The following is a 26,592-nucleotide window of genomic DNA, read 5'->3' as shown; positions in this document are numbered from 1 at the left end:
ATTTAGCGCTCCTGTGCGGAAAGTTGCAGTTGATGCCAGTCGGGATAGCGACGCGGCAAGGTACTGATTGCCAGTGAAGCCACCGCGATGCCCCATTGCAAAGCGGTAGTGATGTCTTGCTGATGCAGTAGCGCGGTGAGAAATCCGGCATTAAAGCTGTCGCCCGCGCCGATGGTGTCCACCACCGTCACCGGACGTGCCAACTGGCTGATCTGCTGATCCGCTTGCCAGCAGCCCGCGCCTTGTGCGCCGCATTTCACCACGCAGCCACCCCGTCCGCTGAGTTGTTGCGCTAGCTGTTGAGCGCAGTTAGCAAGATCGTCCAGACCCACTAAGCCTAAGGTTTCGACCTCATTCAGCAGCAACCAGTCACACAGCGGTAGCCAGCGGGCACACTGCTCGCGCACCGTTTCCGTCCAGCCTTGCGGCGGCCAGCCAGTATCGACAGCCGTCAGGTAGCCGCGCTGCTGCAACTCACTCAGCAACTGTGGATACTCGTCATAAAGATGCAGGCATAAGAAGGTGCCGCACAGCAGCACGATATCGCCTTCCGTCGCACGCAGTGGCAGCTGGTCCAGCACATCGACTGCGGTGAGTCGCACAATATGACCGAGGTTACTGAGAAACGAGCGCTCATGATCCGAGTGCGTGACGCCCACGGTGAGTGACGTTTCACAGCGATAGCGTTTCCAGTGTGCAGCGCTATGCGGAAAGTGACTCGCCAGCCAGGCGCTCAAGCCGTCATCACCCTGGTTGGCTACCGCGCGATGGCGTACCTGCATCGCCTCCAGCGCCAGTGCGCAGTTACCGGCCGATCCGCCCGGACGCAGTTCGCTGTGATTAAGCATCACTTCGGTGCCGCGCTGTGGCCAGCTGTCGAGCGTACCCATAATCAAATCGACATTAATATTGCCCACCACATAAAGGGTGGCGGTGGAGTCCATGTTCGCGATCATCCTTTGCTCCCGCCACTGGCCAGGCCGCTGACCAGGGTTTTCTGCAGCCAGATAGCAATAAATAAGGGGGGCACAGAGGCCAGAATACCGACAGCGGCGATCAATCCATCATCGGTGGCACGGCCAGCCGTAAAGCCTGCAATGGTCACCGGCAGGGTTTGCGCGGCGATATTGCTGGTGAACAGCAAGGCATAGAAGAACTCGTCCCACGCTAGCAGCCAGCCAAACAGCGCTGCAGCACCCAGCACTGGTTTTGCCAGCGGCAGCGTAATGCGTAACAGCACTTGCCAGACGCGCAACCCATCTAACCTTGCCGCTTGCTCGATATCCTGCGGTAAGGTGTCGAACTGGTTTTTCAGCATCCAGGTGAGGAACGGCAGGATCAGCGAGCAGTACACGATGATCAAACCCGGGCGGGTGTTAAGCAGATCAAACTGCTGCAGCAAGAAATAGAGTGGCAGCACAAAAGCCACCGGCGGCACCATGTAAATGGCGAGTGAGGCGAACAGCCAACCATCACGACCGCGATAGCGAGAGAAGCTGAATGCGGCCGGGATAGCCAGCAGCAAGCATATGATCGTTGCGCCAGTTGCCACCAGCAGACTGTTGCCCATGGCGTGCAGAAACAGCGCGCCGGGTTGACCCGGTTCAAGCGACATTAGTCTGCCATAACGGCTGAAATCCCACTGACGCGGCAGCCACTCCAGCGGTACACGCGTCAGATCGCTGGTGGCGCTGACGCTCATTAAGAACAGCCAACCCATCGGTGCCAGTACGGAAATCGCTACCAGCAGCGCGGCAGCGTACTTCGCGGTGCTGCGCAATTTAGCCTTCATACGCGCTCCCTTTGCGGCGCTGACGCCACAGTAACAACATATACAGCGTGATCAGCACGGCACACAGCAACGTCATCAACATGGCGTAAGCCGCACCGCTGCCCGCGCGCAGATAGCTGAATGACTCCTGGTAGACGTAAAAACTCAGGGTTTTGGTGCTGTCCACCGGGCCGCCACGTGTCATCACATAGATGATGTCGAAAATCTTGAAGGCATCGATGGTGCGCAATACCAGGGCCACGCTGAGGGGACCGACAATCGCCGGTAACGTGATGGCGCGAAAACGCCGCCATGCCGAGGCGCCATCCAGACGTGCCGCTTCAAACAGATCCTCCGGAATGGATTGCAACGCCGCCAGCACCAGCAGGGTGACCAGAGGATAGTTCTTCCAGATATCGGCAAACATCACGGCATTGAGCGCCGAATCGGGTGACCCCAGCCAACTGCGATAGCCATCAATGATGCCAAGCTGGGTCAGCAGGGCGTTGATGCTGCCGTAGTCGGGGTTGAAGTTGAGACGCCACATCATGGCGTTAACGATGGTTGGCAGCGCCCATGGCAGGATCACCAGCACGCGCAGGATATTGCGGCCAGCAAATTTCTGATTCAGTAGTAGCGCCACCAGCACGCCGATCACCCCTTCAAACGCCACCGACACCACGGTGAAGTAGAGCGTGCGCCACAGCGAGCTTTGGAAATCGGGATCGGTAAGGGCGAACAGGTAGTTCTCCACGCCCACCCAGCCGGGGGCTTCACCGCTGCCGATTAAGGCGGCATCAGTGAAGCTGAGCCAAATGGTGCGCAGCAGCGGCCAGGCGGTGAGCAACAGCATCACCAGTAACATGGGTGCTAACAGCACCCATGCCTGCCGTTGTTCGCGTTGACGCAAACTCAGCATGCTGACTCCTTAACGCAGACGCGCCGCGCTTTTATCCACCGTTTGCATGGCGGCGTCCGGCGTGGCGCTGCCTACCAGTACCTGCTGCAACTGCTGCTGCAAAGTATTGGAGAGACGGGAATAATCGGCGGTTTCTGGACGCGACAACATCACGTTCAGTGATTTGTCAGCGGCGGCGATCAGGCTTTCCTGATTTTTCAGCACCGCTGGGTCCTGATAGGAGCTTTTCCAGATCGGCAGGCTCAAGGTAGCGTATTTGTTCTGCACCGGCTGAGAGGTCATGTAGCTGATGTACTGCCAGGCCTGATCAGGATGGGTGCTGCCATTAGCAATGCCCAGGCCCATCGATCCGTTTACCGCACCAAATTTACCCGGTGCATCACCTGGAGCAGGGACAATACCGACCTGACCCGCCACTTTGCTCTGCTTCGGATCGTTAGCCATGTTGTACATGTAGGTCCAGTTCAGCGCGAAGGCTGCATCGCCGTTGGAGAACGCCTTACGCACATCCTCTTCCAGATATTCTCGCGAAGCCGGGTTAGTCAGACCCTCATCCAGCGAACTTTTCATCAGCTTAACCGCCTGCAACGAGGCTGGGCTGGAGAAGTCGAGTTTGCCGTTGTTGTAGAACTTGCCACCGAAGCCAGAGACCAGCGTGGTGTAGTCACACACCAGGGCTTCAGCCTGCGACCAACTCCAGACCAGAGGATATTTAACGATGTTTTTCTGCTTGATGATGCGCGAGTCGTCGATCACCTGCTGCCAGGTTTGTGGCGGGGTGGTGATACCGGCTTTCTCCAGCATGGCTTTGTTGTAGTAGAGATATTTGGTATCGAGGATCCACGGCATGCCCAAGGTTTTACCGTTGAATACCACGGTGTTCATGGCTCCGGGGAAGATCTGTGCTTTTTCATCCGCCGCGATGCGGCTGCTGACGTCTTGCAGCAGGTCGAACTTGGTGAATTCCGCCGGCCAGATGGCGTCAAACAGTACCACATCGTAGCCATTACCGCCTGCGCCACGCGCCGCCACAATCTTGTCATGCAGCGCTTCGTAAGGCACAAACTCCAGATTCACCTGTACGTCCGGATGAGCTTTCTGGAACTCCTGTGTCATGGCGCGGATATCATTTTCGCTGTACGCCGCCTGAGTCATAAACAGCGCATTGAGCGTGGTCGCTGCTGCCGCGCTACCGGCACTGGCGAGTAAAACCGCGATGGCACAGCCTTTCAATGTGGTCGAGAACCGGGTTTTCATAACATTTTCCGCCTTGATGCAAGAAGAGGGTGTTTAATTAAATCAATTTGATTGATTTAATAACGCGCACAGGTTGTCAGATTGCTGCGGCTGACATCGGTAAGCTTAAGCAAGTGACGTGCCAGGGCATAAATCGTGTTGCCGCTGCACACTACTTTGCACAGATTTTTGCCGCTGTCAGGTAAACAGGTTGTAAAATGTGCCGCCGATCATAGATATTGATGCGCGGTCAGTCGCGGGTAAGAAGAGGGAAGCAGGATGAAAACATCGGGAACCAATCTGGAGCATGCACGCGCGCATAATCGACGCGTGATCATCGAAGCGATCCGCCTGCACGGCGAACTGACGCGGGCTGAGCTGGCCCGCCTGACGGCACTCACCCCGCAAACCGTGTCGAATATCGTCGCTGAATTAGAAGAGGCGGAACTGCTGTCCAGCCGCCAACCGCGAAAGCAGGGACGAGGGCAACCCGCTATTCCCGTCACGCTGAATCCTGCCAGCGCGTTCTCCATCGGTATTCATCTCGATCACCAAACGCTGTTGATTGTGCTGGTGGATCTCACCGGAGAAATTCACTTCCGTCGCCTTATGCTGGTGCAAAAGCCCCAACCCGATGCCACTTTAGCGCGCATTGCGGAAGTGTTGACGGAGATGAAAACGCAGATGGGTGCCCGCTGGCAGAAAGTGCTGGGGATTGGCGTGGTGATGCCGGGCCCGTTTGGCGTAGAGGGCATTTCTTCGGTTGGGCCGACCACGCTGCACGGCTGGGAACAGGTGGATATTGAAGCGCGGTTGGGCGAACTGAGCAATTTGCCGGTGACGCTGGAGAACGATGCCACCGTCGCGGCGATCGGAGAGCGCTTTCATGGTGTGGCGCGCCAACTGAATTCGTTTATCTATCTCTATATTGGTACTGGTTTGGGCGCGGGTATTCTGATGGATGGTCATGTTTACAGTGGTCATGCACATAACGCCGGTGAAATTGGTCACGTGGTGGTGGAACCGGGTGGACGCGAATGTTATTGCGGCAATCAGGGTTGTCTGGAGCGCTATGTCTCTTTACAGGCCGCCTATGAGTTTTGTGGTCTGGACCCGATGACCGCACTGCCGGAAGATTTACTGCAGGTCGATGCGGCGCTGTTCGATCGCTGGATCGATACCATGCTGACGCCACTGCGTCAGGCCATCAATATGCTGGAGTGCATTTTTGATGCGGAGAGCGTGATCATCGGCGGCATGATGCCAGCGGCACTGCTGGATAAGATCATTCAACGCTTGCCTCCGCTTTATCAGTCGGTGCGCGGGCGCTATTTGACCGGATCACGTTTGAAAACCGGCATGACCGGCAGTGATACCGCTGCTCTCGGCGCGGCGGCGCTGCCGATTTTTGACGAGTTTAACCCGCAGTTTCAGGTGTTGATGAAGTAGTTGAAGACGGGCGGCCAACAGCTGCCCCCTACGATGATCGTGCGTGGTTTATGATTGTCATAAATGGCGACCCTACGATGATTGTGTGCGGTATTGGCTGCCGCAGATGGTGCGCGATAGGGTGACGTTTTGCTGTTTTCGTAGGGTGCGCATTTATGCGCACTTGCCCAAAAATGCACGCAACTTACTCTGTTCGCGCCCGTTGTCATCGATGTTTGCAGGCGACAACCATGCTTTCAATGCGCGCTCAACCTGCGGCCATTCACTGTCTATCATCGAGAGCCAGTCGGTATCACGATTGCGCTGTTTGCGTGTCATGGCCTGACGAAAACGCCCTTCAAAAGTAAAGCCAAGACGCTCTGCTGCGTGACGAGAGGCAAGGTTGGTGGAATCACAGCGCCATGCCACGCGGCGATATCCCAGTTGAAACGCCTGCTGAAGCAGCAGAAAGATCGCCTCACTGCCCAGCACGTTGCGCTGCATCAGGGGGGACCAGGTGACATGCCCAATCTCAATCGCACCATTTTGTCCGTCAATATTGGCGAAACACACGGCACCCACCGCCTGCTGGCTGCGATGATCGATCACCACATAGCTGACCAATCCGCTGTCATGGCATTTGCCGCTAATCCACGCTTGCATCTCAGCCAGTGACGTCGGCTTAGTCGCACCCAACCACGTCCAGTCACGATCGTCTGGTGCCAGGGAAAAGGCGCTAAACAGGGCTGGGGCATGGGAGATATGAAGCGGTGCCAGAGTACAGAATCGCCCTTTCAGCGTCTCGGTGGGCGGAACGTCCACTGGCTGCCAGTCCGGCAGGGCAAATCCCACTGGCTGACCGTATTGATTCAGTTGCGTCATCGTCTCTCCTTGGCGTGGTTATTGAAGGGTAGGATCAGAGATAAGCATATGATGAATTAATCAGTTTATAACCAGAAAAATGTCGGGCGATTTAAAATCTTTTTTACGCATGACAGTAATGACATTTTGTACAACCCATAATTTCCCTAATTGGCGGTCATGAGTGATAGCGCAGGGGAAATGCAAGTGTGTTTTATTGCATTTTAATACAAAGCGTGTTCCTTCCACGTAATCTAAAATAGTAGTGAGATGGCATTCAATGAATGATTGAAAAACTTTATTCAGTTCATTCAAGGTAATAGGTGGATTATTTCGCGGGTCATTTAAGCGTTCAAATGCGGCATGGAAAGTAAAATGAATTCTGGCGCAGTCCTCAGCGAGGATGTCATTGATATCAGCTTGTAAATCGAGAAGTTGTTGTTCCGTGATGGTCATAATGCTGTGCAGCAACCTCGCTCAGTTTCCTGTTGAGCTCTTCATTTGATAATGCATGAACAGTGGCGATGTGGGTGCTAAAACTTAACGTTCCCATTCTGACATCGAACTCTTCATTATCAAATGAATCGACAAAGACAGCGTTACCGCTTTCAGCATCAAAAAACGAGGCGTAATTCTGTTCTATTTGCATGTCAAATTTAAACATACAGACTCCCAATCAAAAAAATGCTCTTCGATTATAGATGACGGAAATTGCACCTTCTATTGAAATTTAACGGCAAGCCAATAAAAAATCTGCAGTCATCTTATCACCCGCTCAAGAATGCGCAATAGTAAACGAGTCGATTTATAAAAATATTTTCATTTTAAATCAATGCATTACATCATCTTGTAATAGGGTTTGAAGGCTCTGACATGAAATGATACAAGTCGCTTTTTCTGACTTTCAGGAGGTTAGGCGTGACTCGTAACCGCTTCCTTGCATTGTAAGAGAAAGCGATGGCTAATTTTTAAAATCGTGTAACCTTTACAAGATGTTGCGCCGAAATTAGCGAACTTATATAACAGGTTTATGAGGTGATTACTTTATTAATCAATAGATTGCCGTACCAGTAGCGGCGCAATTTATTGCGCGTAAAGTAAAGGCAATACGGCTATAAAAATCGCGTGACAATGCGGCTTCAAATACGCGCGATAAATCGCGCCGGTACGATAATGGTGCGTGGATATCGTAGGGTGCGCATTGATGCGGATCGGGTAGAAAGGAGCAAGAATGCAGGCAAATTTGCGCGAAGCAGCAGTCAAAAACGTTGGAATGGGCAGTAACGTGACCATCTACCAGCCCAGCAATATCTATGGCTGTACTCTGCAAGATGACGTGTTTATCGGTCCGTTTGTTGAAATCCAGGCACATACGGTGATTGGCCGTGGTAGCAAGGTGCAATCACACACATTTGTCTGTGAGTATGTCACGGTCGGGGAAAACTGCTTTATCGGCCACGGTGTGATGTTTGCCAACGACATGTTTCGCGACGGCAAACCCAATGCTGACAGCGCCAGTTGGGGGTGCATCCGTATAGGAAATGACGTGTCGATTGGCAGTGGCGCGACCATCCTGGCCGTGACTATCTGCGACGGCGCGGTGATCGGGGCTGGCAGTGTGGTGACCAAAGATATTACCCAGAAAGGCGTTTACGCCGGAAACCCGGCGCGGCTGTTACGCCTGCTCTAACTCTCCATCACCCAATGGCCCGCGCTCACCTCACGATACCGTCGCGCTTCGGGCACAAATCCCAGCGGACGCACCGGGCTTTTCAGTTCACTGACGTCGAGATGGCGTTTGAGATGGCGGCGTGAGGGATCGGGCAAAGGCACCGATGACAGCAACTTGCGCGTGTAATCATGCTGTGGATTTTCAAAGATGGCGGCGCGCGGGCCGATTTCGACGATTTCACCCAGCAACATTACCGCCACGCGATGGCTAATGCGTTCAACCACCGCCATATCGTGCGAAATAAACAGATATGACAAACCCAGACTGCTTTGCAGGTCGAGCAACAGATTGATGATCTGCGCTTTGACCGTGACATCTAACGCAGAGACGGACTCATCAGCGATGATCATTTTAGGATCGAGCATCAAAGCCCGCGCGATACAGATACGCTGGCGCTGTCCGCCGGAAAATTCATGGGGGTAGCGTTTCATCATCGCAGTCGATAAACCCACGCGTTCCATCAACTCAGCGGCCTTTTGCTGTGCGGCCTGTTTGCTGCCGAGTTGGTGCTGGAGGAAGGGCTCAGTCAGCGCTTCCAGCACTGACATACGCGGATTAAGACTGGCAAACGGGTCCTGGAAAATCATCTGCATTGAACAGCGTAGTTGGCGCAGTTCCTGATGCGATAAATTCAACACGTCATAACCGTCGAAAGCGACTTCACCCGCATCGGCTTTCACCAGCCGGGTTAGGGAGCGTCCGGTGGTGGATTTGCCACAGCCAGACTCACCCACCAGAGACAGCGTTTCGCCGGGCATCAGGTCAAACGAGATGTTTTCCACCGCGTGTACCGCGCCGGTTTTGCGGCTGAACAGCCCTTCATGGATGCTGAAACGGGTACTGAGATTTTTGACCGACAGCAACGGTTGCGAGGTGTCGGGGCGTGCGGGCTGTGGCGCGCTGTTATCGCCTTTTAACACAAATTTCTGTGGACCCGCGATGCCACGCATTGCGCCGAGCTGCGGCACAGTGGCGATTAACGTACGCGTATAGTCCGCAGCGGGGGCGGAGAAAATATCCGCTGTGCTGCCGGTTTCCATCACATCGCCCTGGTACATCACCAGGGTGCGATCGGCCACTTCCGCCACCACACCCATATCATGAGTGATAAACAGCACGGCGGTGCCTTCTTCCTCTTGCAGTGTTTTAATCAGGTCAAGAATCTGCCCCTGAATGGTGACATCCAGCGCGGTAGTGGGTTCATCGGCAATCAGCAGTTTTGGCCTTAATGCCAGCGCCATAGCAATCATCACACGCTGGCGCATTCCGCCCGAAAAATGATGTGGATAATCGTCAAAGCGTTTGGCCGCATTGGGAATGCGCACCTTTTCCAGCAGGCGGATGGTCTCTTCACGCGCCGCGCGTTTACTGATATTGCGATGGTTAATCAGCGCTTCGGCAATTTGATTACCGATAGTGAAAGAGGGATTGAGGCTGGTCATCGGCTCCTGAAAAATCATCGCCACCGTGTTGCCGCGAATGTCCCGCATCGCTTTTTCACTCAGACTCAACAGGTCAACGCCGTTCAGCATTACTCTGCCGGTCACGCGTGCGTGGCGCATATTCAGCAGGCGCATGATCGCCATTGAGGTGACGCTTTTGCCTGAGCCTGATTCTCCGACAATCGCCAGCGTCTCACCGGCGTTGATGGTCAGCGAAACGTTCCTGACCACCTCGCGCCAGCGATCGTCGTGACGAAAGGCAACGGTGAGGTTTTCTACCTGCAATACGGGTTGCTGACTCATTTTGCCGCCACAAAGCGAGCCGAGCGGGTGCTGACTGGCAGGAAGTCGAAGTCGGTATCAAACGGGTAGGCGGGTTGCAGTTTACGTTTACGCTCCAGGCGTTCCACGTACTGATCGACCACACCTTCTGACAGTGCCAACAGATTAGGATTGGCCAGCGGGGCTAACTCGGGTGACAGATAACCCGATTTCACCACCACAATTTTTGCCTGAGCGGGATGCAAACCCAGCAGTTCAAAATCAGCAATATTGTGGTATGGACGACGACGATCGGCCACCACTACCGTGATATCGCCGGTTTTCAGCAGCGCCTGTTTCGCCAGTGATCGGGGATCGTCACTCACCAATAATACTTCAAATTCCGCACTGACTTTACCGCCAGCGGGATCGAGAGTCGCGCCCACCGTCAGGTGCAGTTTTGCCCCGACACCGGCAGCAAAAGCCGCTTCGGTAGCCGGTTTATCAGTGATGCCTGCGACGATCACGCCTTGTGCATCCTGGCGAATCAACTCCGCCAGCATATTAGCGCGGTCGCCCACGCCGCCCCCGGTGGGGTTATCGCCTGAATCAGCGAGGATCACGGGCGCAGTTTCACTGGCTATCGCCATGGCGACGCACGCTTCAGTGCTGCCTGTCACACAACCGAAGCAGAATTCATCACGCGCTTGCCAGTAAGCCAGTGCCAGCTTTGCTGCCTGCTCCGAGAGCACATCGGCGTCGGTGCCGGTCATGATCGCGGCAGCCGTGGCGCGAGGCTCATCGGCCCAGACATATCCCACCATCAGTGACGCATCCCAGATGTGTTCCAGGTCGTTGATGTCCGGCAAGCGCGCATACAGACTTTTTGCCGGCTCGTCTTCGGTACTGGTACGTTCACCCGGCAGCACCACCGGAATGGGTGCCCATACCACGCCCGGTTTGACGCCGGTTTGCAGGCTTTTCACCAGCATCGATACCGAACGACGCATAGTCTCTTCCACATCAATGTGCGGAGCAGTGCGATAGGTGGAGAACATGTCAATGGCATCGATGATGCGCTGCGTGACGTTACCGTGCAGGTCATAGCTCACGGTGATGGGGCAATCCGGCCCTACCAGCTCACGCGTGGCGCTGATCCAGTCACCTTCGGCATCTTCCATGCCTTCAACATACACCGCACCGTGCATAGCGAGATACACACCGTCAACCGGCAGATGGGCTTGCAGGCGGGTTAAGAAATCTTGTTTGAAATCATCGTAGGTGATGCGGGCAACGGGACCACCGGCGATGGCGCGCGCATGAAAGGTCGGCAGAAACTCCGCTTCGTAATCCTGCAAAAAGGCAAAGTACGGATTGGTCAGCAGATCCTGACCGCGCACGATACGGAAGTCGTCGGCATAGTTCAGCACCGGGTTATAGGTACTGCACTCCGTGTGAATGCCACCAAAAGCAATGCGCATACAGCCTCCGCTAGTCAGGTAATTGAATGATAAATCGATATGCCGCCACGCTGGCCGCTGCGCGCGCCCAGCTCTCGGTATGAATTTCGATGGTAGAAATCGGTGTCTTGCCCATCATGGATGGCAACACGTGGCTGTCTATTGATTGCATCACCACGGTCTTCAACAGGCCGTCGAAAGCCTGAGGTTGATGGGCGATGACAATCAGCTCAGGATCGTTCATCTGGATGATATTGGCGATGGCGAGGCCCAGCGCGTGTCCTGCCTGGTGCAAAATGCTGATCGCCGCGCTGTTGCCTTTCACCGCCTGGGTTTCCAGCGCCGCAAGGGTGTGCGCGTCCAGCGACTTATCCCGCACGCTTTCGCGAATAGCGGTGAGCGAGGCGAGGGTGTCGAGGCAACCGCGTTTACCGCAGCGGCAAGGGCGTCCACCAGGTTCAATGGTGCAATGGGCAATTTCACCCGCGCCGCCGTGTGCGCCGCGATGCAACTGGCCCTGGAAAAAGTGGGCCGATCCAATGCCATCACCGTGCGAAATCAGGGTGAAGTTACGGGCTTTTTTCGCCACGCCAAAAATATTCTCACTGACCGCCAGTGCCTTGGCATCGTTCTCCAGCGATACCTCGAGACCCGTTTGCTGTTTTAGCATCTCAGCCAGCGGCACGTCCTTCCAGCCAAGCAGGGCGGACTGCACGCAAACAGCCTGATTTTCATCCACAAAGCCAGACAGCGTTACACCCAAGCCAATCAGTTGGTCGGCTGAAATCCCTTGCTGTTTTATTAAGTCTGGAATAGCCGCAGCCAGGGCGGCACTCAGCTGTTGCGGGTCAGGATTGAGTGTCATTTGGGTGCTGGCCAACACCAAGCCGTGCATGTCGATCAGCACCAACACAACCTGTTCACCCAGCAACGAGGCACCGAGGAAATAGGCGCTGTCAGCACGCATTTTAAGTAATACCGACGGACGCCCCTGACCGTTTGATTCTGGGATGCTCTCTTCCAGTAATCCGGCATTCAGCATCTCTTTAACCAGCGTGCTAATGGCGGCTTTGCTCAACTTCATGTTTTCCGCAATAGCGGTGCGGCTTAAGCCGTGTGAGGCAATAAGCAGGCGCAGAATTTGTTGCTGGTGGGCATTGAGCATTCAGGTTCTCACTGCAATAGCGATATGCCCTGACAATAATAAGGCTGAAAAACAAATTCAACGTTATTTAGTTAATTTTCTGAACACAGATCTAAATATAAGTAAAATATATGAACCAGCATCTTGGCTTTTGTTTAGAGAATGTGCCTTATATAGCGAGGTTATTTCACCGAACGTTTCAATGATTCATTGAGGGCCTTCATGGAAAGCACACTTAAGCATTTCAAGGTACTGACGCTGGCCGGTTGTATTGTGGCGTCGATGATGAGTTCCGCCGCACTGGCGAGTCAGTTGGTTATCATGCAGAACGAGCCTCCGCGCAGCATGGACCCCGGCAACCAAACGGCGACGTTCACCGGTACGGTACTGGACCCGATGTACGAAGGCCTGACGCGTCTGGGTGATGACGGAAAAATTATTCCCGCACTGGCACTGTCGTGGAGCGCGGACAGCAGCGGATTGCACTGGACCTTTAAGCTGCGTCCTAACGTGAAATTCCATGATGGCACGCCGTTTAATGCCGATGCAGTGGTGGAAAACTTCCAGCGCCATTTAGACACCAAACGCGGACTGGCGGGCAGCGGAAAAATCCGCACCTTTATTCAGGACGTGAAGAAAACCGATGATTTAACCGTAGAATTCCAGCTGAAAAAAATTAATCCGGCGTTTTTAACCGTGCTCGCTTCTGGCCCTGGTTTAATGGTTAGCCCAACCGCGGATAAAGCGGGCAGCATCAACAATAAAGCTGATGGCACCGGACCTTATAAGTTGGTGCAATATAAATCCGGCGAATACGTGCTGGAGCAGAAGAACAGCGATTATTGGGGCAAATCCAGCGGACCTGATGAAATTAAATGGACGTGGAGCAGTGAGCCTTCCGTCATGAACATGGCGCTGCAGTCAGGTCAGGTGGATATTATTAACCCGGTGCCACCGCAATTTGCCGGGATGTTGAAAAACAATCCCAACGTGAATTTGAAACAGTCACCGGGAGCAGCGGTGTTCTGGGTGGATCTCAATACGCAGAGCAAAGCACTGAGTGATGTGCGCGTGCGCCAGGCCCTTAACCTGGCAACCGACCAGACGGCGTTGGTGAAGGCGATTATGTTTGGTTATGCGCAACCGGCCAACTCCGCACTGGCACCCGTGGATGCCAACTACGACAAGAGTTTGCATGATTACCCGTATGATGTGCAGAAAGCTAAAGATCTGCTGAAAGCGGCAGGCTATGCCGATGGCTTTAGCATGTCGATTGCGGTGCAGGCACCGGATGCGCGTACCGCACAGGTGTTGCAGGGGATGTGGAGTAAAATCGGTGTAAAACTCAACGTGCGCCAGATGGAAAGCGGCGTCTGGACCAAAGCCGCCTTTGCGGACGCCAAAGAGAAAGCCCAGCAGGGTACCGATGCGGTGCTGGCTTCATGGTCATCGGGTCTGTATGGCTCTGACTTGCAACTGCGCCCGCTCTATCACACCGCCAGCTTCGCGCCAGGTGGGGCGAATCTGGGCTTCTTCAGCGACAAGAAAACCGATGATTTAATCGATACCGCTGCCTCTACCCTTGACGATGCGAAACGCAAAGATCTCTATTTCCAGGCACAGAAACAGATCAGCGCATTAGCGCCGCAGGTGTTGCTGTTCTATCAGGACGATCTCTACGCCTCGCGTAAAAATATCAGCGGCGTCACTATGCAGCCCGGCGGACAGATTGTGGTTCGCGATGCGGTGAAGAACTGATCGATGAAAGCGTACGTTGCGAAGAAGGTGCTCTCGCTGCCGCTGATTATTTTCGGCGTCTCGATCATCGTGTTCATCGCCATCCGCGCGTTGCCGGGCGATCCGGCACGCCTGATGGCGGGGCCGGAAGCGCCACAGGAAGCGGTAGACAATATGCGCATCCGGTTGGGGCTGGACCAGCCACTGCCGCTGCAATACGTCAAGTTCGCCACCGACGCTTTGCATGGCAATCTGGGTGAATCCTTACAGTCTCAGCGTCCGGTGATCACCGAAATCAGCGAACGACTGCCTTACACCCTATCGCTGGCGGCGCTGGCGTATTTGCTGGCGATTGCCATTGGTGTGCCCGCAGGGATGACCGGTGCTATCTATCGTCAACGCATTCCCGATCAAATCGTCATGGTGCTCACCATCGCCGGGGCCTCCATCGCCAACTTCTGGCTGGCGCTGTTAGCGATGAACTATTTTGCGGTGGAGTTGGGTTGGCTGCCGCTGTTAGGGGCGGACTCATGGAAAAACTACGTGATGCCCACCGTCACGCTGGCGATTTTGCCGATGGCGATGATTGCCCGCATGACGCGTTCCAGCATGCTGGATGTGCTAAGCCAGGACTACATCCGCACCGCCAAGGCCAAAGGGTTACCTTCCGCCAGCATTCACTGGAAACACGCGCTGCGTAATGCGCTGATTCCGATCGTCACCATAGTGGCGCTCAACTTCGGCAGCCTGATTGGCGGCGCGGTGGTGACGGAATCGGTGTTTAACTGGCCCGGTATTGGCCGTCTGCTGGTGGACTCGGTGAAATACCGTGACTATCCGGTGATTCAAGGCGTCACGCTGGTGGCGGTGACGGGTGTGGTGCTGATGAATTTGCTGGGTGAAATTCTGATTGGTCTGCTCAATCCAAAAATAAGGTTCGATTGATGAACAGCCTCGATACTTCGGTGCTGCCGGCGCGCTCGCGACACCGTCAAATGCTGCGCTTTCTGTTGCGTAACCCATCGATCGCCATCGGCGGCGGGCTGGTATTGTTGGTGGTGTTGGCGGCCGGGTTGGCACCGTTACTGACGCATTGGGATCCGGTGGAGCAGGATTTACTGAACACCTTGCAGGCCCCCTCCGCTGCACACTGGTTTGGTACAGATGATTACGGTCGGGACATCTTTTCCCGCGTGATTTACGGCGCGCGCATTACGTTATTTGAGGTCTGCCTGAGCGTGGCGATCTCGATGGTGATCGGCATTCCACTCGGTATCATCTCCGGGTTGGCGGGCCGTAAAATCGATGCGCTGGTGATGTGGGTGATGGATATTATTTTCGCTTTTCCCGGCATCGTGCTGGCGATTCTGATCGTGAGTGTGCTCGGCGAAGGGCTGGCCAATATGTTGATCGCGATTTCGTTGTTCTCGATTCCGGTGTATGCCCGTCTCAGTCGTAACCTGACGCTCGGCCTGAAAAATATGGAGTACATTGAGGCGGCGCACATGCTGGGCGTGCGCTATCCGCGCATCATCACCCATTACATCTTACGTAACTCTATTGGCCCATTGATTGTGCAATCGACGCTGACGGCGGGTGCGGTGGTGCTGTCGGCGGCCAGTTTGTCTTTTCTCGGTTTAGGGGTGCAACCGCCGATGCCAGAGTGGGGCACCATGATGAGCGATGGGCGTAACTTTCTTGGCCTGAATATTTACGTGTCGCTGTTCCCCGGACTGGCGATATTGATTACGGTGCTGGGCTTTAATGTGCTGGGCGACGGCCTGCGCGATGTCATGGATAAACGTTTATGAGTACAACACCGGCAGTGATCTGCCTCGATCTCGGTGGTTCGTTCGTCAAGCTGGGCGTGATGGATGCGCAGCAGCAGTTAACGATCCTCGATCAGCAAAAAATTCCCGCGCACAGTTGGTCAGATTTTACCGCACTGATTGTTCGCATGATTGCGGAACATCACGCGCATTTCTGCATCAATTCTCCGCTGGCGATCTCCACCGCGGGCATTGTGGCACCGGACACAGGTGAGATGTTTGCCAGCAATATTCCGGCTTTTCATCAGCGTAATCTCAGCCAGTTGCTGGGTGACTCGTTACAACGTAACGTGATTGTGCACAATGATGCTGACTGCTTCACTTATGCCGAAGCGCTGGCTGGCGTGGGCAAAGGGCACAAAGTGGTGTTTGGTGCCATTCTTGGTTCCGGGGTGGGCGGTGGATTGGTGGCCGATGGGCGCATTATTACCGGACAGAATGGCCTGACCGGTGAGTGGGGCCATGGCCCCATTACTCAGACGGAGATTGAGATCGCGGGTGAAACCGTCCGTTTGCCACGCCAGACATGTCCGTGCGGGCAAAAGGGTTGTCTCGACAGTTATGGTGGTGCGCGTGGACTGGAGAATTTGCATCGTACATTGCATCAGGTGAACGCCAGCAGCGTCGATATCATCACGGGGTGGCAGCAGCAGGAAGCCCAGTCAGCGCTTACGATTCAGGTGTGGTTGCAACTGGTGAGCCAGCCGCTGGCGTACACCATTAATATCACTGGCGCATCGCTGGTGGCGGTCGGCGGCGGGTTGGCCTCGGTGACGCCGTTGATCAATGCGCTGAATGACCAAGTGCAACGTTATGTGCTGCGTAGTACGCAGCACCCGTTAGTGGTGCCAGGTGCGTTTGCTCACCATGGGGGGATGATGGGGGCAGCGTTGTTGGCCCAACAACGATAAACGCCTGGTGCGCATCAATGCGCACCCTACGATAAACGGTATCCTTTCAGGTCGGGTCGCCATTTATGGCGACCGCAAAGAATTAATTAGCCGCCACATAATTGTCTGTCATTCAATTCACCCCTAAATCAGTTATCATATGCCGCTAAATCCTTTCAGTCAGACGATGGCGTGGCCACGATCTGCACTGAATTCTTCACCTGCGTTTCTGGAAAAACATGTCATCTGTTCAACCCCCACTTAATCAGCTGCCGGACGAGGCATCGCTGCCGCGCGCCAGCGTGCTGAAAGCGCTGTTTGCGCTCGGCACCGGTGGCTTTGCCATCGGTACCGGCGAGTTTGTCATAATGGGCTTGCTGCCTGATGCAGCTAAAGGGCTCAACGTTTCGATTCCTTCAGCGGGCCATCTGATCAGTATTTACGCGCTGGGTGTGGTGATTGGTGCGCCGCTGTTAGCCATACTCGGCGCGCGTGCTTCACGCCGTAACTTCCTGATGACATTGATGGGCCTGTTTGCGGCAGGTAATTTGCTGAGTTCCATCGCGCCGGGTTACTACTCAATGTTGCTGGCGCGTTTTCTCGCCGGTTACCCGCATGGCACCTTTTTCGGTGTTGCCGCATTGGTAGCCGCCGGATTAGTTGAGCGCAAAAAGCGCGCGCAGGCGGTGTCGATGGTGCTGTTTGGGTTGACCATCGCCAACCTGCTCGGCGTGCCTGCGGTGACCGCGATTGGTCAGATATTTGGCTGGCGTGAAGCCTTTGCGATTGTCGGGGTACTGGCGCTGTTGACGTTGGTACTGGTCGGCATGTGGGTGCCAAATGTCGCCGGTGACAAACTGGCCAGCCCGCTGCGAGAGCTTTCCGCACTGACGCGTAAGCAGGTGCTGTTGACGCTGGCGATTGGTGCCATCGGCAGTGGTGGTCTGTTCTCAGTATTCAGCTACGTCAAGCCAACGCTAACCGAACTGGCGCAAATGCCGGTTAGTTGGATCCCGGCGGTACTGGCGCTGTTTGGTTTCGGTATGATCATCAGCAACGTGGTGGGCGGAAAACTGGCCGATCGCGGTCTGGAGAAAACCATTCGTCTGGTGCTGATCTGGTCGGTACTGGTGCTGAGTGCTTTCGTGTTCACCGCGCACTACGCGTTTGCAGGTTCGCTTAACGTGATGCTGGTTGGCACCATGGTCGCGCTGGCAAGCGTGCTGCAAATCCGTTTGATGGATGTGGCGGGCGATGCGCAAACCATGGCGGCAGCGCTCAACCATTCGGCGTTTAATCTGGCGAACGCCTTGGGCGCGTGGCTCGGTGGCGTGACCATCTCTGCCGGTCTCGGTTGGCAATCCACCGGCTGGGTCGGTGCGATCCTCGCGGTATTTGGCTTGTTGATCCACGGCATTGCGGTTCGCGATGCGCGCAGAAAGTCGATCACTTTTGCGCACGAAAGCAATGCGTAATAGTTAAAGATCACACGTTATCGTAGCGGCGCGATTTATCGCGCGGATTGGAAGCCGCGTTGCGGCATGTCAACGCGCAATAAATTGCGCCGCTACGGAATGACACACATCTTTAACTATCCGCCAGTTTCTCCTGCAAAAACGCCATAAACACCCGGTTCACTTCGCTGCGTTGTCGATGCTGCGGATAGAGCGCATTCAGGTTTAGCGACGCGGGTTGCCACGCATCGAGCACTGTCATCAATTCACCACGGGCGATGGCCGGCGCGACAATAAACTCAGGCAATAGAATCAATCCCAGCCCCGCCACAGCGGCATCGCGCAGCATCTCTCCGTTATTACTGACCATCGGCCCCTGTACCGCCATCACTTTACGCTGGTCGCCGTTAAACAACTCCCAACCGGTCTGGCTTTCGCGCCCATAGCGCAGGCAGGCGTGCTGCAACAGATCCTCGGGTTCACGCGGTGCGCCCGCGCCCTGAATATAGGACGGGCTGCCACAAATCACGCGGCGGAACACCCCTAAACGTTTAGCGATCAGGCTGGAATCGGGCAGGGTGCCAATACGAATCGCCATGTCGAAACCTTCACCCACCATATCGACATAACGATCGGCCAGTTCCACCTGGAACTGCAATCCTGGATGTTGGCTGAGAAACTCGGCGATATAGGGTGACAGATGGCTGATGCCAAAAGACATCGGCACGCTAAGACGAAAGCTGCCCTGTAATACCTGCTGCCGCCCGGACACGGCCTGCTCGGCTTCCTGTACATCATCCAGAATACGCTGCGCGTGCTGGGCAAAGATCTGGCCGTTATCCGTTACGGATAATTTGCGCGTATTGCGATTCAGCAAGCGGGCACCGAGTGACTCCTCTAATGCCGCAATGCGGCGGCTGACATATTGCTTCGACAGCATTAACTGCTCGGCGGCAGCGGTAAAGTTACCGGCCTGAATCACGGCAACATAAATACGGAGATCTTCTATCTGCATATTGTCCACTAAAATGTGACAGTCATTGTCGTTACAGCGCATTGTTGAGCGAATCAGTTTACGTATACTTATCCTCATTCGGAAGGGCAACCGCCAATCCACAGCACATTTGAGGAGCACACCATGATTGAACAACGTCTGTCAGAGCAACGCGGAGTGGGTGACCACGGTTGGCTGAACTCGCATCATACTTTTTCTTTCGCTAACTATTGGGATCCAAAACAGAGCGGTTTTTCTGATCTGCTGGTGATCAACGATGACCGCGTCGCGCCGGGTCGCGGTTTTGGTGCACATCCACACAACAACATGGAGATCATTTCCTATGTGCTGGAAGGCGCTCTGGAACATAAAGATTCCATGGGTACTGGTTCGGTTATCGTCCCTGGCGATGTGCAGTTGATGAGTGCCGGCAGCGGCGTGACGCACAGCGAGTTCAACCACTCAAAAAGTGATAACGTGCACTTCCTGCAGATTTGGATTGTGCCCGCCGAGCGCAATAGCCAGCCCGGCTATCAGCAGGTTTCAGTGGCTGAGAGTGACAAACGTGGCCAGCTGCGGTTGATCATCTCGCCAGAAGGGCAGAATGGTAGCTTGAGCGTGCGCCAGGATATCCGCATCTACGCGGGATTGTTTGATGGTGCAGAGCAGCAAACCTTCGAGTTAAGTGCCGACCGTTACGCCTATATTCATGTGGCACGCGGCAGCATTGAAGTGAACGGCGTGAAGTTCAAAGAAGGTGACGGTGCGCGCGTGCGTAATGAAACTGCGCTGCAGTTCAGCAATGGCGATAATGCCGAAGTACTGCTGTTCGACCTGCGTCCACTGGAAGTGAATCATCCACAGCGCTAAGGGCTAAATCGTAGCGGCGCAATTCATTGCGCGCCTTTTTAAATCGCACGATAAATCGTGCCGCTACGAGCTGTGCGGGTTACGACAACAACGACTGCGGTGCCACCGGCTTTCCGCTCTTCAGCGATGCCAGCGCCGCATCCGCCAATAACAACGCCTGCAAGCCATCATTGCCGCTTGGGTAGTGGCCTTCACCTTTAGCTAAGGCTTCGATAAAGGTCGCTAACTCATTGCGATAAGCATCGGCGTAACGCTGCAGGAAGAAGTGCTGCGGTTTTTGTGCCACCACGCCATTAGCGACCGATTTCACCAACTGCGATTCTAGCTGGTTGGTGACCTGCAACATTCCTTCACTGCCGTGTACCTCAATACGCTGATCGTAGCCGTAGCTGGCGCGACGACTGTTGGTGATCACCGCCATCTTGCCGCTGGCGCAGGTGAGCGTGACCACAGCGGTGTCCACATCACCCAACGCCTTGATATCCGGGTCTGTCAGTGCTGCGGCACTGGCGTATACCGATACCGGCTCTTCATTCAGCAACCAGCGCGCCATATCAAAGTCATGAATCGTCATGTCGCGGAACAAACCGCCTGAGACTTTGACATAGTCGGCAGGTGGTGCACCCGGATCGCGTGAACTGATGGTGACCAACTCCGTCTCACCGATTTCACCGTCACGCAGGCAGGCCTGCAAATGCGCCATGCTCGGATCGAAACGACGGTTAAAACCAATCATCAACGGCACACCCGCATCACGCACTGTGGCTAAGCACTTCTCGACGCGCGCCAGGCTTAAGTCCACCGGCTTCTCACAAAAGATGGCTTTTTTGGCGCGCGCGGCGGCTTCAATCAAATCAGCGTGGGTGTTAGTGGCGCTGCAAATCGCCACCAGATCAATAGAACTGTCTGCCAGAATAGTGTCCAGATCCGCCACGGTGGCACCGTATTTTTCAGCCAGCGCGTTGGCAGCAGGCGCGTAGACATCCATCACGTAAGCAAGACGACATTGCGGATGCGCAGCAATATTCCCGGCGTGAATCTGACCAATACGACCAGCACCTAACAGAGCAACTTTGAGCATTTTATATTTCCTTTGAGGGCAACAGGTGATGGCGCTATTAATCGATTTTGCCTGCTGTTAAGTCAAAACAAAGCCGAAAAAGGAGAGTGAAAAGATGAGGTCGATCACATGGATATTTGATGTTTAACACCTCAGAAACTAAGTATTGATTGAAATTCATAGTGTTATATCAATTTGATTTGTATCAACTTATCGGGATATTGTTTGCCTATCGAGGTGGAAGACATCAGGAATCGTCATGACGCAACACAACTGGAAATCGCCTTCCATTAAGCACATTGCGCAGGAAGCGGACGTCAGCCCGGCTACGGTGGACCGGGTACTCAATGGACGTGAAGGCGTACGCGAGGTAACGCGTAAAAAAGTCGAAAGCGCTATGGCGCGGTTGGGCATGCTTGCCGGAGAGGAGAGCCGCAATGCAGGCGTACAGCGCGTGGCTATTCTGTGTGAGTCTGGCACCAGCTTCCTCGGGCATCTGGAGCGTCAGGCGCGCGCGGTGATGGCGGAACGACCGCAGTTGCGCATCAGCATTGATACTTTACCGAGTGCCCAGTTCAATGCTGAACGTTTCAGTCAGCTGATTGAACGCCGCGCCGCTGAGGTGAGCGGTATCATTCTGGTTTGTCGCGATGATGTGAAGATCAATCGTGCGGTCAAAGCCGCCATCGCTGACGGCGTGCAGGTGATTTGTCTCACCAGCGATCTGCCCAACTCTCGCCGTACTGCATACGTCGGCATCGATCAAATCGCCTCGGGTGCGACGGCGGGCTGGTTTATGGGCCGCATGTTGCCGCCACAGCAGCCAGGTAACATTCTGCTGATCTGCAGCTCGACCTATCGCACGCAAGAGGAGCGTGAAATTGGCTTCCGCCGCGTGTTACGCGAAGCCTTCCCGTGGCTAACGATTCGCGATCGCGTCAACATCAATGACGAAGCGGAGACCGCCTGGCACAGCGTAAAAAAATGGCTCGACGAGGGGAAACCGATGGCGGGCATTTACAATACCGCCGGGGGAAATGAAGGGGTGGCAAAAGCGCTGGAAGCTTACGGCGTGCAGGATCAGGTGATCTTTATCGGTCACGAACTTAGCGAGTCCAGCCGTGTGCTGCTGGAACGTGGCGTAATGGATATGGTGTTGGGTCATGATATGCGACGCGAGATCGAGCAGTGTCTGGCGATATTCAACCAGCCAATCAGTGAACGGTCAGTCAATGACATCAAAACCCCGCTGTTGATTTATCACCGCTATTCTTATTTTGCCTGAGTGTGATGAGCGGTGAACCATGCTGGCTACTTTAGTGCTGTTTGGTCGTCATAAATGGCGAGCCTGCGACGAACTTGCTCGTTGTATGTGCGGTGCAACGATATTGCGCACTGCAACTATCTCAGACCCAACAATTTTTGACCTAAATTATCATTTAGAGCTATTCCCACACTGAATAATGGGATTTCGTTCAAATCCTGATAACAGTTTTGCAACTTAGTCGTTAGGATAGCGCCGTTCGGCTTACTCCTCTTTTCTTAGCATCAGGTAACCCCATGAAACGACATTTTGCACCCGAAACCGTTTCTGTCAGTAAGAATGGAACCGGTTCCACTCGCAGGGAATTCCTGCTGGCCACGCTTGGCTTAACCGTGACGGGCGCAGTCGCCGCCCTGCCAGGACGGGCACTGGCCGCTGGCGTGATTCACGCCAGTGACGCGGTGAAACAGTTTGTTCGCGTCTCGCAAGCCATCACTGAACACCAGCATCTGGATGTGGCGCTGGCAGCACGTTTTTACGAGGTGATGGCAACGCGTGACACGCAGTTTGTCCCGCGACTGGCGCAACTCACGACCTTGATAACCCCGCAAATCAGCGCGCAGGATTTTCTGGCCAAGGCCAGCAGCGCGGGGCTGCACGATTTCCTCTATCAAATCGTCACCGCCTGGTACACCGGCACGGTAGGGGATGACTATCACGGCACCCTGGTGGCTTACAAACAGGCGCTGATGTATCAGACGGTCAGCGATGGTCTGGTGGTGCCGACCTACTGCGGCAACGGCCCGATCTGGTGGACCGCACCGGTACCGGATGAGCACAACGGTCATCTCGAACAGCTGTAATTTCCTCAAAAATAAAACGAAGAAAAATCATGAAAAAACCAACGTTTACTGCGCAGGGTGATGCCTCCGCAGATATTGTGATTGTGGGCTCAGGGGTGGTCGGTGGTTTGATGGCGAACGAACTCGTCAGCCAGGGCTACTCGGTGCTGGTACTGGAAGCAGGTTTACGTATCGATCGTGCGCAAGCGGTCGAAAACTGGCGCAACATGCCGTTCGCCAATCGCGCCGGGTCAGATTTTCAGGGATTGTACCCGCAATCCAAATTTGCCCCTGCGCCGCTGTATTTCCCGCCAAACAACTATGTCAACGTCACGGGACCAAATGCCTCCAGTTTCCAGCAGGGTTACCTCCGTACCGTGGGCGGCACCACCTGGCACTGGGCGGCATCGTGCTGGCGTCATCATCCCAGCGATTTCGTGATGCAGTCCAAATACGGTGTCGGGCGTGACTGGCCGATAAGCTATGACGAACTGGAGCCCTGGTATTGCCGGGCAGAAAACGAAATTGGCGTGGCGGGTCCGAATGACGTCAGCATGCAGTCGCCGACTGAACGTAGCCAGCCGTATCCGATGGATATGGTGCCGTTCGCGCACGGCGATAACTACTTCGCCAGCGTAGTGAATCCGCATGGCTATAACCTGGTGCCGATTCCTCAAGGGCGCAGCACGCGTCCGTGGGAAGGGCGTCCTACCTGCTGCGGCAACAATAACTGTCAGCCGATTTGCCCGATTGGCGCCATGTATAACGGCATTCACCACATCGAACGTGCTGAGCGTAACGGTGCAGTGGTGCTGGCCGAGGCGGTCGTCTACAAAATCGATACTGATGGCAATAACCGCATCACCGCCGTGCACTGGAAGGATGCTTCTGGCGCATCGCATAAGGCCAGCGGCAAAGCCTTCGCCCTGGCGTGTAACGGAATTGAAACCCCGCGTTTGCTGCTGCTGGCTGCTAACGGCGGCAATCCGAACGGCATTGCCAACGGTTCCGATATGGTGGGCCGCAACATGATGGATCACTCCGGTTTCCACTGTTCATTCCTCACCGAAGAGCCGGTGTGGCTGGGGCGTGGCCCGGCGCAGAGCAGCTGTATGGTGGGTTATCGCGATGGGGAGTTCCGTCGTGATTATTCCGCTAACAAAATGATTCTGAATAATATTTCTCGAGTGGTAGCCGCCACCCAGCAGGCGCTGAAGAAAGGGCTGGTGGGCAAAGCGCTGGATGAAGAGATTCGCTATCGCTCAGTACACAGCGTGGACATTTCCATCAGCCTGGAGCCACTGCCCGATCCAGAGAACCGTCTAACCCTGAGCAAAACGCGCAAAGATCCACATGGACTGGCCTGCCCGGATATCTACTACGACGTGGGGGATTACGTGCGTAAAGGCGCGGAAGTGTCGCACGAGCAGTTGGAGAAGATCGGCAAGTTGTTCAACGGCAAAGAGTTTGCCATCAGCAAAGGATTGAACGCCAACAACCATATTATGGGCGGCGTGATCATGGGCTCCAGCGGTAAGGATGCGGTGGTAGATGGCAACTGCCGTGCGTTTGACCATGAAAACCTGTGGTTGCCGGGTGGCGGCGCGATTCCATCTGCCAGCGTGGTGAACAGCACGTTGACCATGGCAGCACTCGGCCTGAAAGCCGCACATGACATCAGCCTGCGCATGAAGGAGTTCGCATGAGAGCACTTCTGTTAGCCACGTTGATCGCCTGTGGCGCCCAGGCGGAACCGCTTGATGTGAGTTTGCTACATCAGGGCGAGCAGGTGGCCACTGCCGCGGACTGCCAGGCGTGCCACACCGCGCCGGGCAGCAAAACCGCTTACAGCGGTGGGTACGGTATCGCTTCGCCGATGGGCACGATTTACGCCACCAACATCACCCCGGACAGCAGCGGAATCGGTCACTACACTGAGGCGCAATTCTCGGATGCGGTACGTCACGGCGTGCGTGCGGATGGGGCACAACTCTACCCAGCAATGCCGTACACTTCGTACAGCATGATGACCGATAGCGACCTGCATGCGCTCTATTACTACATGATGCATGGCGTGAAAGCGCAGGCGCAACACAATCCAGAAACTGATTTGCCATTCCCGTTCAACCTGCGCTTTAGCATGCGCTTCTGGAACATGATGTTTGCCAACGACAAGATGTGGCAGAACGACGGCAGTAAAAGTGCCGAGTGGAATCGCGGTAACTATCTGGTGAACGGCCTGGCACACTGCAACACCTGCCACACGCCACGCGGTTTTATGATGCAGGAGCAGCAACATCAGCCGCTGGCGGGCGGGCCGCTGGGAAGCTGGTATGCGCCCAACATCACCTCGGATGCTATCAGCGGGATTGGTGGCTGGAGCGATGACGAACTGGTGCAGTATCTGAAAACCGGGCGCGCGCCAGGCAAAAATCAGGCGGCGGGCGGAATGGCGGAAGCGGTTGAGCACAGCCTGCAATACCTACCGGACAGCGATCTGCGCGCGATTGCCACTTACCTGAAAGGCACAACGCCGATTCGTGATGCTGGGGATACGCTCCCGGCGTTCAACTACGGTGCGCCTTATGATGTGGAAAATAGCGTGCGCGGACGCAATCCAAATAACGCGAATCATTCGCTGGATAACGGTGCCGCGCTGTTTAGCGGTAACTGTGCCAGCTGTCATCAACCGGATGGAGCGGGCAGCAGCAATCAAGCCTATCCTTCGCTGTTCCACAACACCGCAACCGGACTGCGCAATCCTAATAACTTGATTGCCGCCATCCTGTTTGGCGTACAGCGCGACACCGCTGACCATCAGGTGTTGATGCCCGGCTTCAGCTCACCGTCATACGTTGACAAGCTGAACGATCAGCAAGTCGCGGACATCAGTAACTTCGTACTGGCGCATTACGGTAATGCCGCTGTGACGGTGACCGCTGGCGACGTGGCGTGGGTGCGGAAAGGGGGGCATCCGCCGCTGCTGGCGCGTCTGCAACCGCTGATGCTGCCGGGAATGATTGGCGCGATCATCATATTGCTGGCGGGAATTGCCGTCTGGCGTGTGATGCGCCGCAAGCGTGGGGCTCCCTAAAAGTCTCTGCGCTGTGGATAGCCTGAGGGTGCAGCAGAGGTGTCAGAGCATTAGACACAGTGGCCTTTTTGACAACCCGCACTGAAGCTAATGAGCTGGCTGGGGCCGCACCGGGGCAGGCATCCGCAGCGCTGAACGGAGAGAGTATGCCAGGAGAGCCCGCAGGACGCGGGCGAAAGGTGGCGCTGGAACATGGATGTTCCATCGTGTAGTGGTTTAATAGATTAGGACACACTCAGAGGTTATAACGTTATTAACCAGAGAGGTGATTCTATGAGCGGAAGAATATTTACTCCTGAGTTTA

Annotated in this window: 24 protein-coding genes; 12 read left to right on the top strand and 12 right to left on the bottom strand. The window is 55.0% G+C overall.

Translation table 11 applies throughout. The features are described from left to right. Positions 1 to 2: 2 nt before the first annotated feature. Genes ACPUC8_RS15315 through ACPUC8_RS15300 form a run of 4 tightly spaced genes read right to left on the bottom strand, consistent with a single transcriptional unit; the run spans position 3 to position 3,947 of the window. Positions 3 to 944, bottom strand: a complete 942-nt coding sequence (locus ACPUC8_RS15315; RefSeq protein ID WP_494926789.1) for a carbohydrate kinase family protein — start codon at positions 942 to 944, stop codon at positions 3 to 5. Between the two features lie 8 nt (positions 945 to 952). Beyond that, positions 953 to 1,792, bottom strand: a complete 840-nt coding sequence (locus ACPUC8_RS15310; protein ID WP_039332612.1) for a carbohydrate ABC transporter permease — start codon at positions 1,790 to 1,792, stop codon at positions 953 to 955. Then, positions 1,782 to 2,690, bottom strand: coding sequence for a carbohydrate ABC transporter permease (locus ACPUC8_RS15305; protein ID WP_494926717.1), 909 nt, complete (start codon positions 2,688 to 2,690; stop codon positions 1,782 to 1,784). The genes ACPUC8_RS15310 and ACPUC8_RS15305 overlap by 11 nt, the downstream gene beginning before the upstream one ends. A 9-nt stretch (positions 2,691 to 2,699) precedes the next feature. Further along, positions 2,700 to 3,947 (bottom strand): extracellular solute-binding protein, encoded by a 1,248-nt coding sequence (locus ACPUC8_RS15300; protein WP_494926716.1) that lies wholly within the window; start codon positions 3,945 to 3,947, stop codon positions 2,700 to 2,702. Positions 3,948 to 4,205: 258 nt separating this feature from the next. Between ACPUC8_RS15300 and ACPUC8_RS15295 the strand changes: the two genes are divergently transcribed. Beyond that, on the top strand, positions 4,206 to 5,375 hold the full coding sequence (locus tag ACPUC8_RS15295; RefSeq protein WP_494926715.1) for an ROK family transcriptional regulator: 1,170 nt from the start codon (positions 4,206 to 4,208) through the stop codon (positions 5,373 to 5,375). A gap of 153 nt (positions 5,376 to 5,528) precedes the next feature. On the opposite strand, the gene ACPUC8_RS15290 is transcribed toward ACPUC8_RS15295, so the two are convergent. The 3 genes from ACPUC8_RS15290 to ACPUC8_RS15280 are packed head-to-tail and all read right to left on the bottom strand — an operon-like array spanning position 5,529 to position 6,879. Further along, complete coding sequence (locus ACPUC8_RS15290; RefSeq protein ID WP_494926714.1) at positions 5,529 to 6,236, bottom strand: GNAT family N-acetyltransferase; 708 nt, start codon at positions 6,234 to 6,236, stop codon at positions 5,529 to 5,531. Positions 6,237 to 6,296: 60 nt separating this feature from the next. Next, positions 6,297 to 6,671, bottom strand: coding sequence for a hypothetical protein (locus ACPUC8_RS15285; protein ID WP_494926713.1), 375 nt, complete (start codon positions 6,669 to 6,671; stop codon positions 6,297 to 6,299). Then, positions 6,631 to 6,879: a hypothetical protein gene (locus ACPUC8_RS15280; RefSeq protein WP_072034423.1), complete on the bottom strand. Its 249-nt coding sequence runs from the start codon at positions 6,877 to 6,879 to the stop codon at positions 6,631 to 6,633. Before ACPUC8_RS15280 ends, ACPUC8_RS15285 begins: the two co-directional genes overlap by 41 nt. Positions 6,880 to 7,446: 567 nt before the next feature. Here ACPUC8_RS15280 and ACPUC8_RS15275 point away from each other — a divergent pair. After that, positions 7,447 to 7,905 (top strand): acyltransferase, encoded by a 459-nt coding sequence (locus ACPUC8_RS15275; RefSeq protein ID WP_494926712.1) that lies wholly within the window; start codon positions 7,447 to 7,449, stop codon positions 7,903 to 7,905. Here the strand turns inward: ACPUC8_RS15275 and ACPUC8_RS15270 are convergent. Genes ACPUC8_RS15270 through ACPUC8_RS15260 form a run of 3 tightly spaced genes read right to left on the bottom strand, consistent with a single transcriptional unit; the run spans position 7,902 to position 12,275 of the window. Further along, the gene (locus ACPUC8_RS15270) at positions 7,902 to 9,692 is read right to left on the bottom strand and encodes an ABC transporter ATP-binding protein (protein WP_494926711.1); all 1,791 of its coding nucleotides are present in this window, start codon (positions 9,690 to 9,692) and stop codon (positions 7,902 to 7,904) included. The two genes, ACPUC8_RS15275 and ACPUC8_RS15270, sit on opposite strands and share 4 nt — an antisense overlap. After that, positions 9,689 to 11,131 carry a M81 family metallopeptidase gene (locus tag ACPUC8_RS15265; protein ID WP_494926710.1) on the bottom strand — a complete coding sequence of 481 codons (1,443 nt, stop codon included), beginning with the start codon at positions 11,129 to 11,131 and terminating at the stop codon, positions 9,689 to 9,691. The genes ACPUC8_RS15270 and ACPUC8_RS15265 overlap by 4 nt, the downstream gene beginning before the upstream one ends. A gap of 10 nt (positions 11,132 to 11,141) precedes the next feature. Further along, entirely contained in the window at positions 11,142 to 12,275 is a 1,134-nt protein-coding gene (locus ACPUC8_RS15260; protein WP_494926709.1) for an ROK family protein, read from the bottom strand. Positions 12,276 to 12,476: 201 nt separating this feature from the next. On the opposite strand from ACPUC8_RS15260, the gene ACPUC8_RS15255 reads away from it, so the two are divergent. The 5 genes from ACPUC8_RS15255 to ACPUC8_RS15235 all read left to right on the top strand — a co-directional run bounded on the left by ACPUC8_RS15255 (position 12,477) and on the right by ACPUC8_RS15235 (position 18,185). Then, positions 12,477 to 14,012 (top strand): ABC transporter substrate-binding protein, encoded by a 1,536-nt coding sequence (locus tag ACPUC8_RS15255; protein WP_494926708.1) that lies wholly within the window; start codon positions 12,477 to 12,479, stop codon positions 14,010 to 14,012. A gap of 3 nt (positions 14,013 to 14,015) precedes the next feature. Next, positions 14,016 to 14,936, top strand: a complete 921-nt coding sequence (locus ACPUC8_RS15250; RefSeq protein ID WP_058972581.1) for an ABC transporter permease — start codon at positions 14,016 to 14,018, stop codon at positions 14,934 to 14,936. Continuing rightward, positions 14,936 to 15,802, top strand: coding sequence for an ABC transporter permease (locus tag ACPUC8_RS15245; RefSeq protein ID WP_039332579.1), 867 nt, complete (start codon positions 14,936 to 14,938; stop codon positions 15,800 to 15,802). Before ACPUC8_RS15250 ends, ACPUC8_RS15245 begins: the two co-directional genes overlap by 1 nt. Next, a complete protein-coding gene (locus ACPUC8_RS15240) occupies positions 15,799 to 16,731 on the top strand; it encodes an ROK family protein (RefSeq protein ID WP_494926707.1) in 933 nt (310 codons plus the stop codon). Before ACPUC8_RS15245 ends, ACPUC8_RS15240 begins: the two co-directional genes overlap by 4 nt. Before the next feature lie 218 nt (positions 16,732 to 16,949). Beyond that, a complete protein-coding gene (locus ACPUC8_RS15235) occupies positions 16,950 to 18,185 on the top strand; it encodes an MFS transporter (protein WP_494926706.1) in 1,236 nt (411 codons plus the stop codon). Positions 18,186 to 18,297: 112 nt separating this feature from the next. On the opposite strand, the gene ACPUC8_RS15230 is transcribed toward ACPUC8_RS15235, so the two are convergent. Next, entirely contained in the window at positions 18,298 to 19,179 is an 882-nt protein-coding gene (locus ACPUC8_RS15230; RefSeq protein ID WP_039332572.1) for a LysR family transcriptional regulator, read from the bottom strand. A 123-nt stretch (positions 19,180 to 19,302) separates the two neighbouring features. Here ACPUC8_RS15230 and ACPUC8_RS15225 point away from each other — a divergent pair, with 123 nt between their 5' ends. Then, the gene (locus tag ACPUC8_RS15225) at positions 19,303 to 20,028 is read left to right on the top strand and encodes a pirin family protein (protein WP_039332571.1); all 726 of its coding nucleotides are present in this window, start codon (positions 19,303 to 19,305) and stop codon (positions 20,026 to 20,028) included. Positions 20,029 to 20,107: 79 nt separating this feature from the next. Here the strand turns inward: ACPUC8_RS15225 and iolG are convergent, their stop codons facing one another. After that, positions 20,108 to 21,109 carry an inositol 2-dehydrogenase gene (iolG, locus tag ACPUC8_RS15220; RefSeq protein ID WP_058972586.1) on the bottom strand — a complete coding sequence of 334 codons (1,002 nt, stop codon included), beginning with the start codon at positions 21,107 to 21,109 and terminating at the stop codon, positions 20,108 to 20,110. 238 nt (positions 21,110 to 21,347) lie between these two features. Here iolG and ACPUC8_RS15215 point away from each other — a divergent pair, with 238 nt between their 5' ends. From ACPUC8_RS15215 to ACPUC8_RS15200, 4 genes are all read left to right on the top strand, one after another. Then, entirely contained in the window at positions 21,348 to 22,373 is a 1,026-nt protein-coding gene (locus ACPUC8_RS15215; protein ID WP_494926705.1) for a LacI family DNA-binding transcriptional regulator, read from the top strand. A gap of 275 nt (positions 22,374 to 22,648) precedes the next feature. Further along, the gene (locus ACPUC8_RS15210) at positions 22,649 to 23,215 is read left to right on the top strand and encodes a sugar dehydrogenase complex small subunit (RefSeq protein ID WP_039332568.1); all 567 of its coding nucleotides are present in this window, start codon (positions 22,649 to 22,651) and stop codon (positions 23,213 to 23,215) included. A 29-nt stretch (positions 23,216 to 23,244) separates the two neighbouring features. Beyond that, positions 23,245 to 24,900: a GMC family oxidoreductase gene (locus ACPUC8_RS15205; RefSeq protein ID WP_058972588.1), complete on the top strand. Its 1,656-nt coding sequence runs from the start codon at positions 23,245 to 23,247 to the stop codon at positions 24,898 to 24,900. Further along, the gene (locus ACPUC8_RS15200; protein ID WP_494926704.1) at positions 24,897 to 26,288 is read left to right on the top strand and encodes a c-type cytochrome; all 1,392 of its coding nucleotides are present in this window, start codon (positions 24,897 to 24,899) and stop codon (positions 26,286 to 26,288) included. The genes ACPUC8_RS15205 and ACPUC8_RS15200 overlap by 4 nt, the downstream gene beginning before the upstream one ends. Positions 26,289 to 26,592: the final 304 nt, after the last annotated feature.

The organism is Pantoea sp. CFCC18177, assembly GCF_059412425.1.
This window is presented reverse-complemented; position numbering and strand designations above follow the sequence as displayed.

Bases quoted from the DNA above. Each gene is read 5' to 3' on its own strand.
- ACPUC8_RS15215 (WP_494926705.1), top strand. From the start codon at position 21,348: ATGACGCAACACAACTGGAAATCGCCTTCCATTAAGCACATTGCGCAG.
- ACPUC8_RS15255 (WP_494926708.1), top strand. From the start codon at position 12,477: ATGGAAAGCACACTTAAGCATTTCAAGGTACTGACGCTGGCCGGTTGT.
- ACPUC8_RS15315 (WP_494926789.1), bottom strand. From the start codon at position 944: ATGGACTCCACCGCCACCCTTTATGTGGTGGGCAATATTAATGTCGAT.
- ACPUC8_RS15250 (WP_058972581.1), top strand. From the start codon at position 14,016: ATGAAAGCGTACGTTGCGAAGAAGGTGCTCTCGCTGCCGCTGATTATT.
- ACPUC8_RS15295 (WP_494926715.1), top strand. From the start codon at position 4,206: ATGAAAACATCGGGAACCAATCTGGAGCATGCACGCGCGCATAATCGA.
- ACPUC8_RS15280 (WP_072034423.1), bottom strand. From the start codon at position 6,879: ATGTTTAAATTTGACATGCAAATAGAACAGAATTACGCCTCGTTTTTT.
- ACPUC8_RS15300 (WP_494926716.1), bottom strand. From the start codon at position 3,947: ATGAAAACCCGGTTCTCGACCACATTGAAAGGCTGTGCCATCGCGGTT.
- ACPUC8_RS15210 (WP_039332568.1), top strand. From the start codon at position 22,649: ATGAAACGACATTTTGCACCCGAAACCGTTTCTGTCAGTAAGAATGGA.
- ACPUC8_RS15225 (WP_039332571.1), top strand. From the start codon at position 19,303: ATGATTGAACAACGTCTGTCAGAGCAACGCGGAGTGGGTGACCACGGT.
- ACPUC8_RS15235 (WP_494926706.1), top strand. From the start codon at position 16,950: ATGTCATCTGTTCAACCCCCACTTAATCAGCTGCCGGACGAGGCATCG.
- ACPUC8_RS15245 (WP_039332579.1), top strand. From the start codon at position 14,936: ATGAACAGCCTCGATACTTCGGTGCTGCCGGCGCGCTCGCGACACCGT.
- ACPUC8_RS15240 (WP_494926707.1), top strand. From the start codon at position 15,799: ATGAGTACAACACCGGCAGTGATCTGCCTCGATCTCGGTGGTTCGTTC.
- ACPUC8_RS15230 (WP_039332572.1), bottom strand. From the start codon at position 19,179: ATGCAGATAGAAGATCTCCGTATTTATGTTGCCGTGATTCAGGCCGGT.
- ACPUC8_RS15310 (WP_039332612.1), bottom strand. From the start codon at position 1,792: ATGAAGGCTAAATTGCGCAGCACCGCGAAGTACGCTGCCGCGCTGCTG.
- ACPUC8_RS15265 (WP_494926710.1), bottom strand. From the start codon at position 11,131: ATGCGCATTGCTTTTGGTGGCATTCACACGGAGTGCAGTACCTATAAC.
- ACPUC8_RS15205 (WP_058972588.1), top strand. From the start codon at position 23,245: ATGAAAAAACCAACGTTTACTGCGCAGGGTGATGCCTCCGCAGATATT.
- ACPUC8_RS15270 (WP_494926711.1), bottom strand. From the start codon at position 9,692: ATGAGTCAGCAACCCGTATTGCAGGTAGAAAACCTCACCGTTGCCTTT.
- ACPUC8_RS15260 (WP_494926709.1), bottom strand. From the start codon at position 12,275: ATGCTCAATGCCCACCAGCAACAAATTCTGCGCCTGCTTATTGCCTCA.
- ACPUC8_RS15275 (WP_494926712.1), top strand. From the start codon at position 7,447: ATGCAGGCAAATTTGCGCGAAGCAGCAGTCAAAAACGTTGGAATGGGC.
- ACPUC8_RS15290 (WP_494926714.1), bottom strand. From the start codon at position 6,236: ATGACGCAACTGAATCAATACGGTCAGCCAGTGGGATTTGCCCTGCCG.
- iolG (WP_058972586.1), bottom strand. From the start codon at position 21,109: ATGCTCAAAGTTGCTCTGTTAGGTGCTGGTCGTATTGGTCAGATTCAC.
- ACPUC8_RS15305 (WP_494926717.1), bottom strand. From the start codon at position 2,690: ATGCTGAGTTTGCGTCAACGCGAACAACGGCAGGCATGGGTGCTGTTA.
- ACPUC8_RS15200 (WP_494926704.1), top strand. From the start codon at position 24,897: ATGAGAGCACTTCTGTTAGCCACGTTGATCGCCTGTGGCGCCCAGGCG.
- ACPUC8_RS15285 (WP_494926713.1), bottom strand. From the start codon at position 6,671: ATGACCATCACGGAACAACAACTTCTCGATTTACAAGCTGATATCAAT.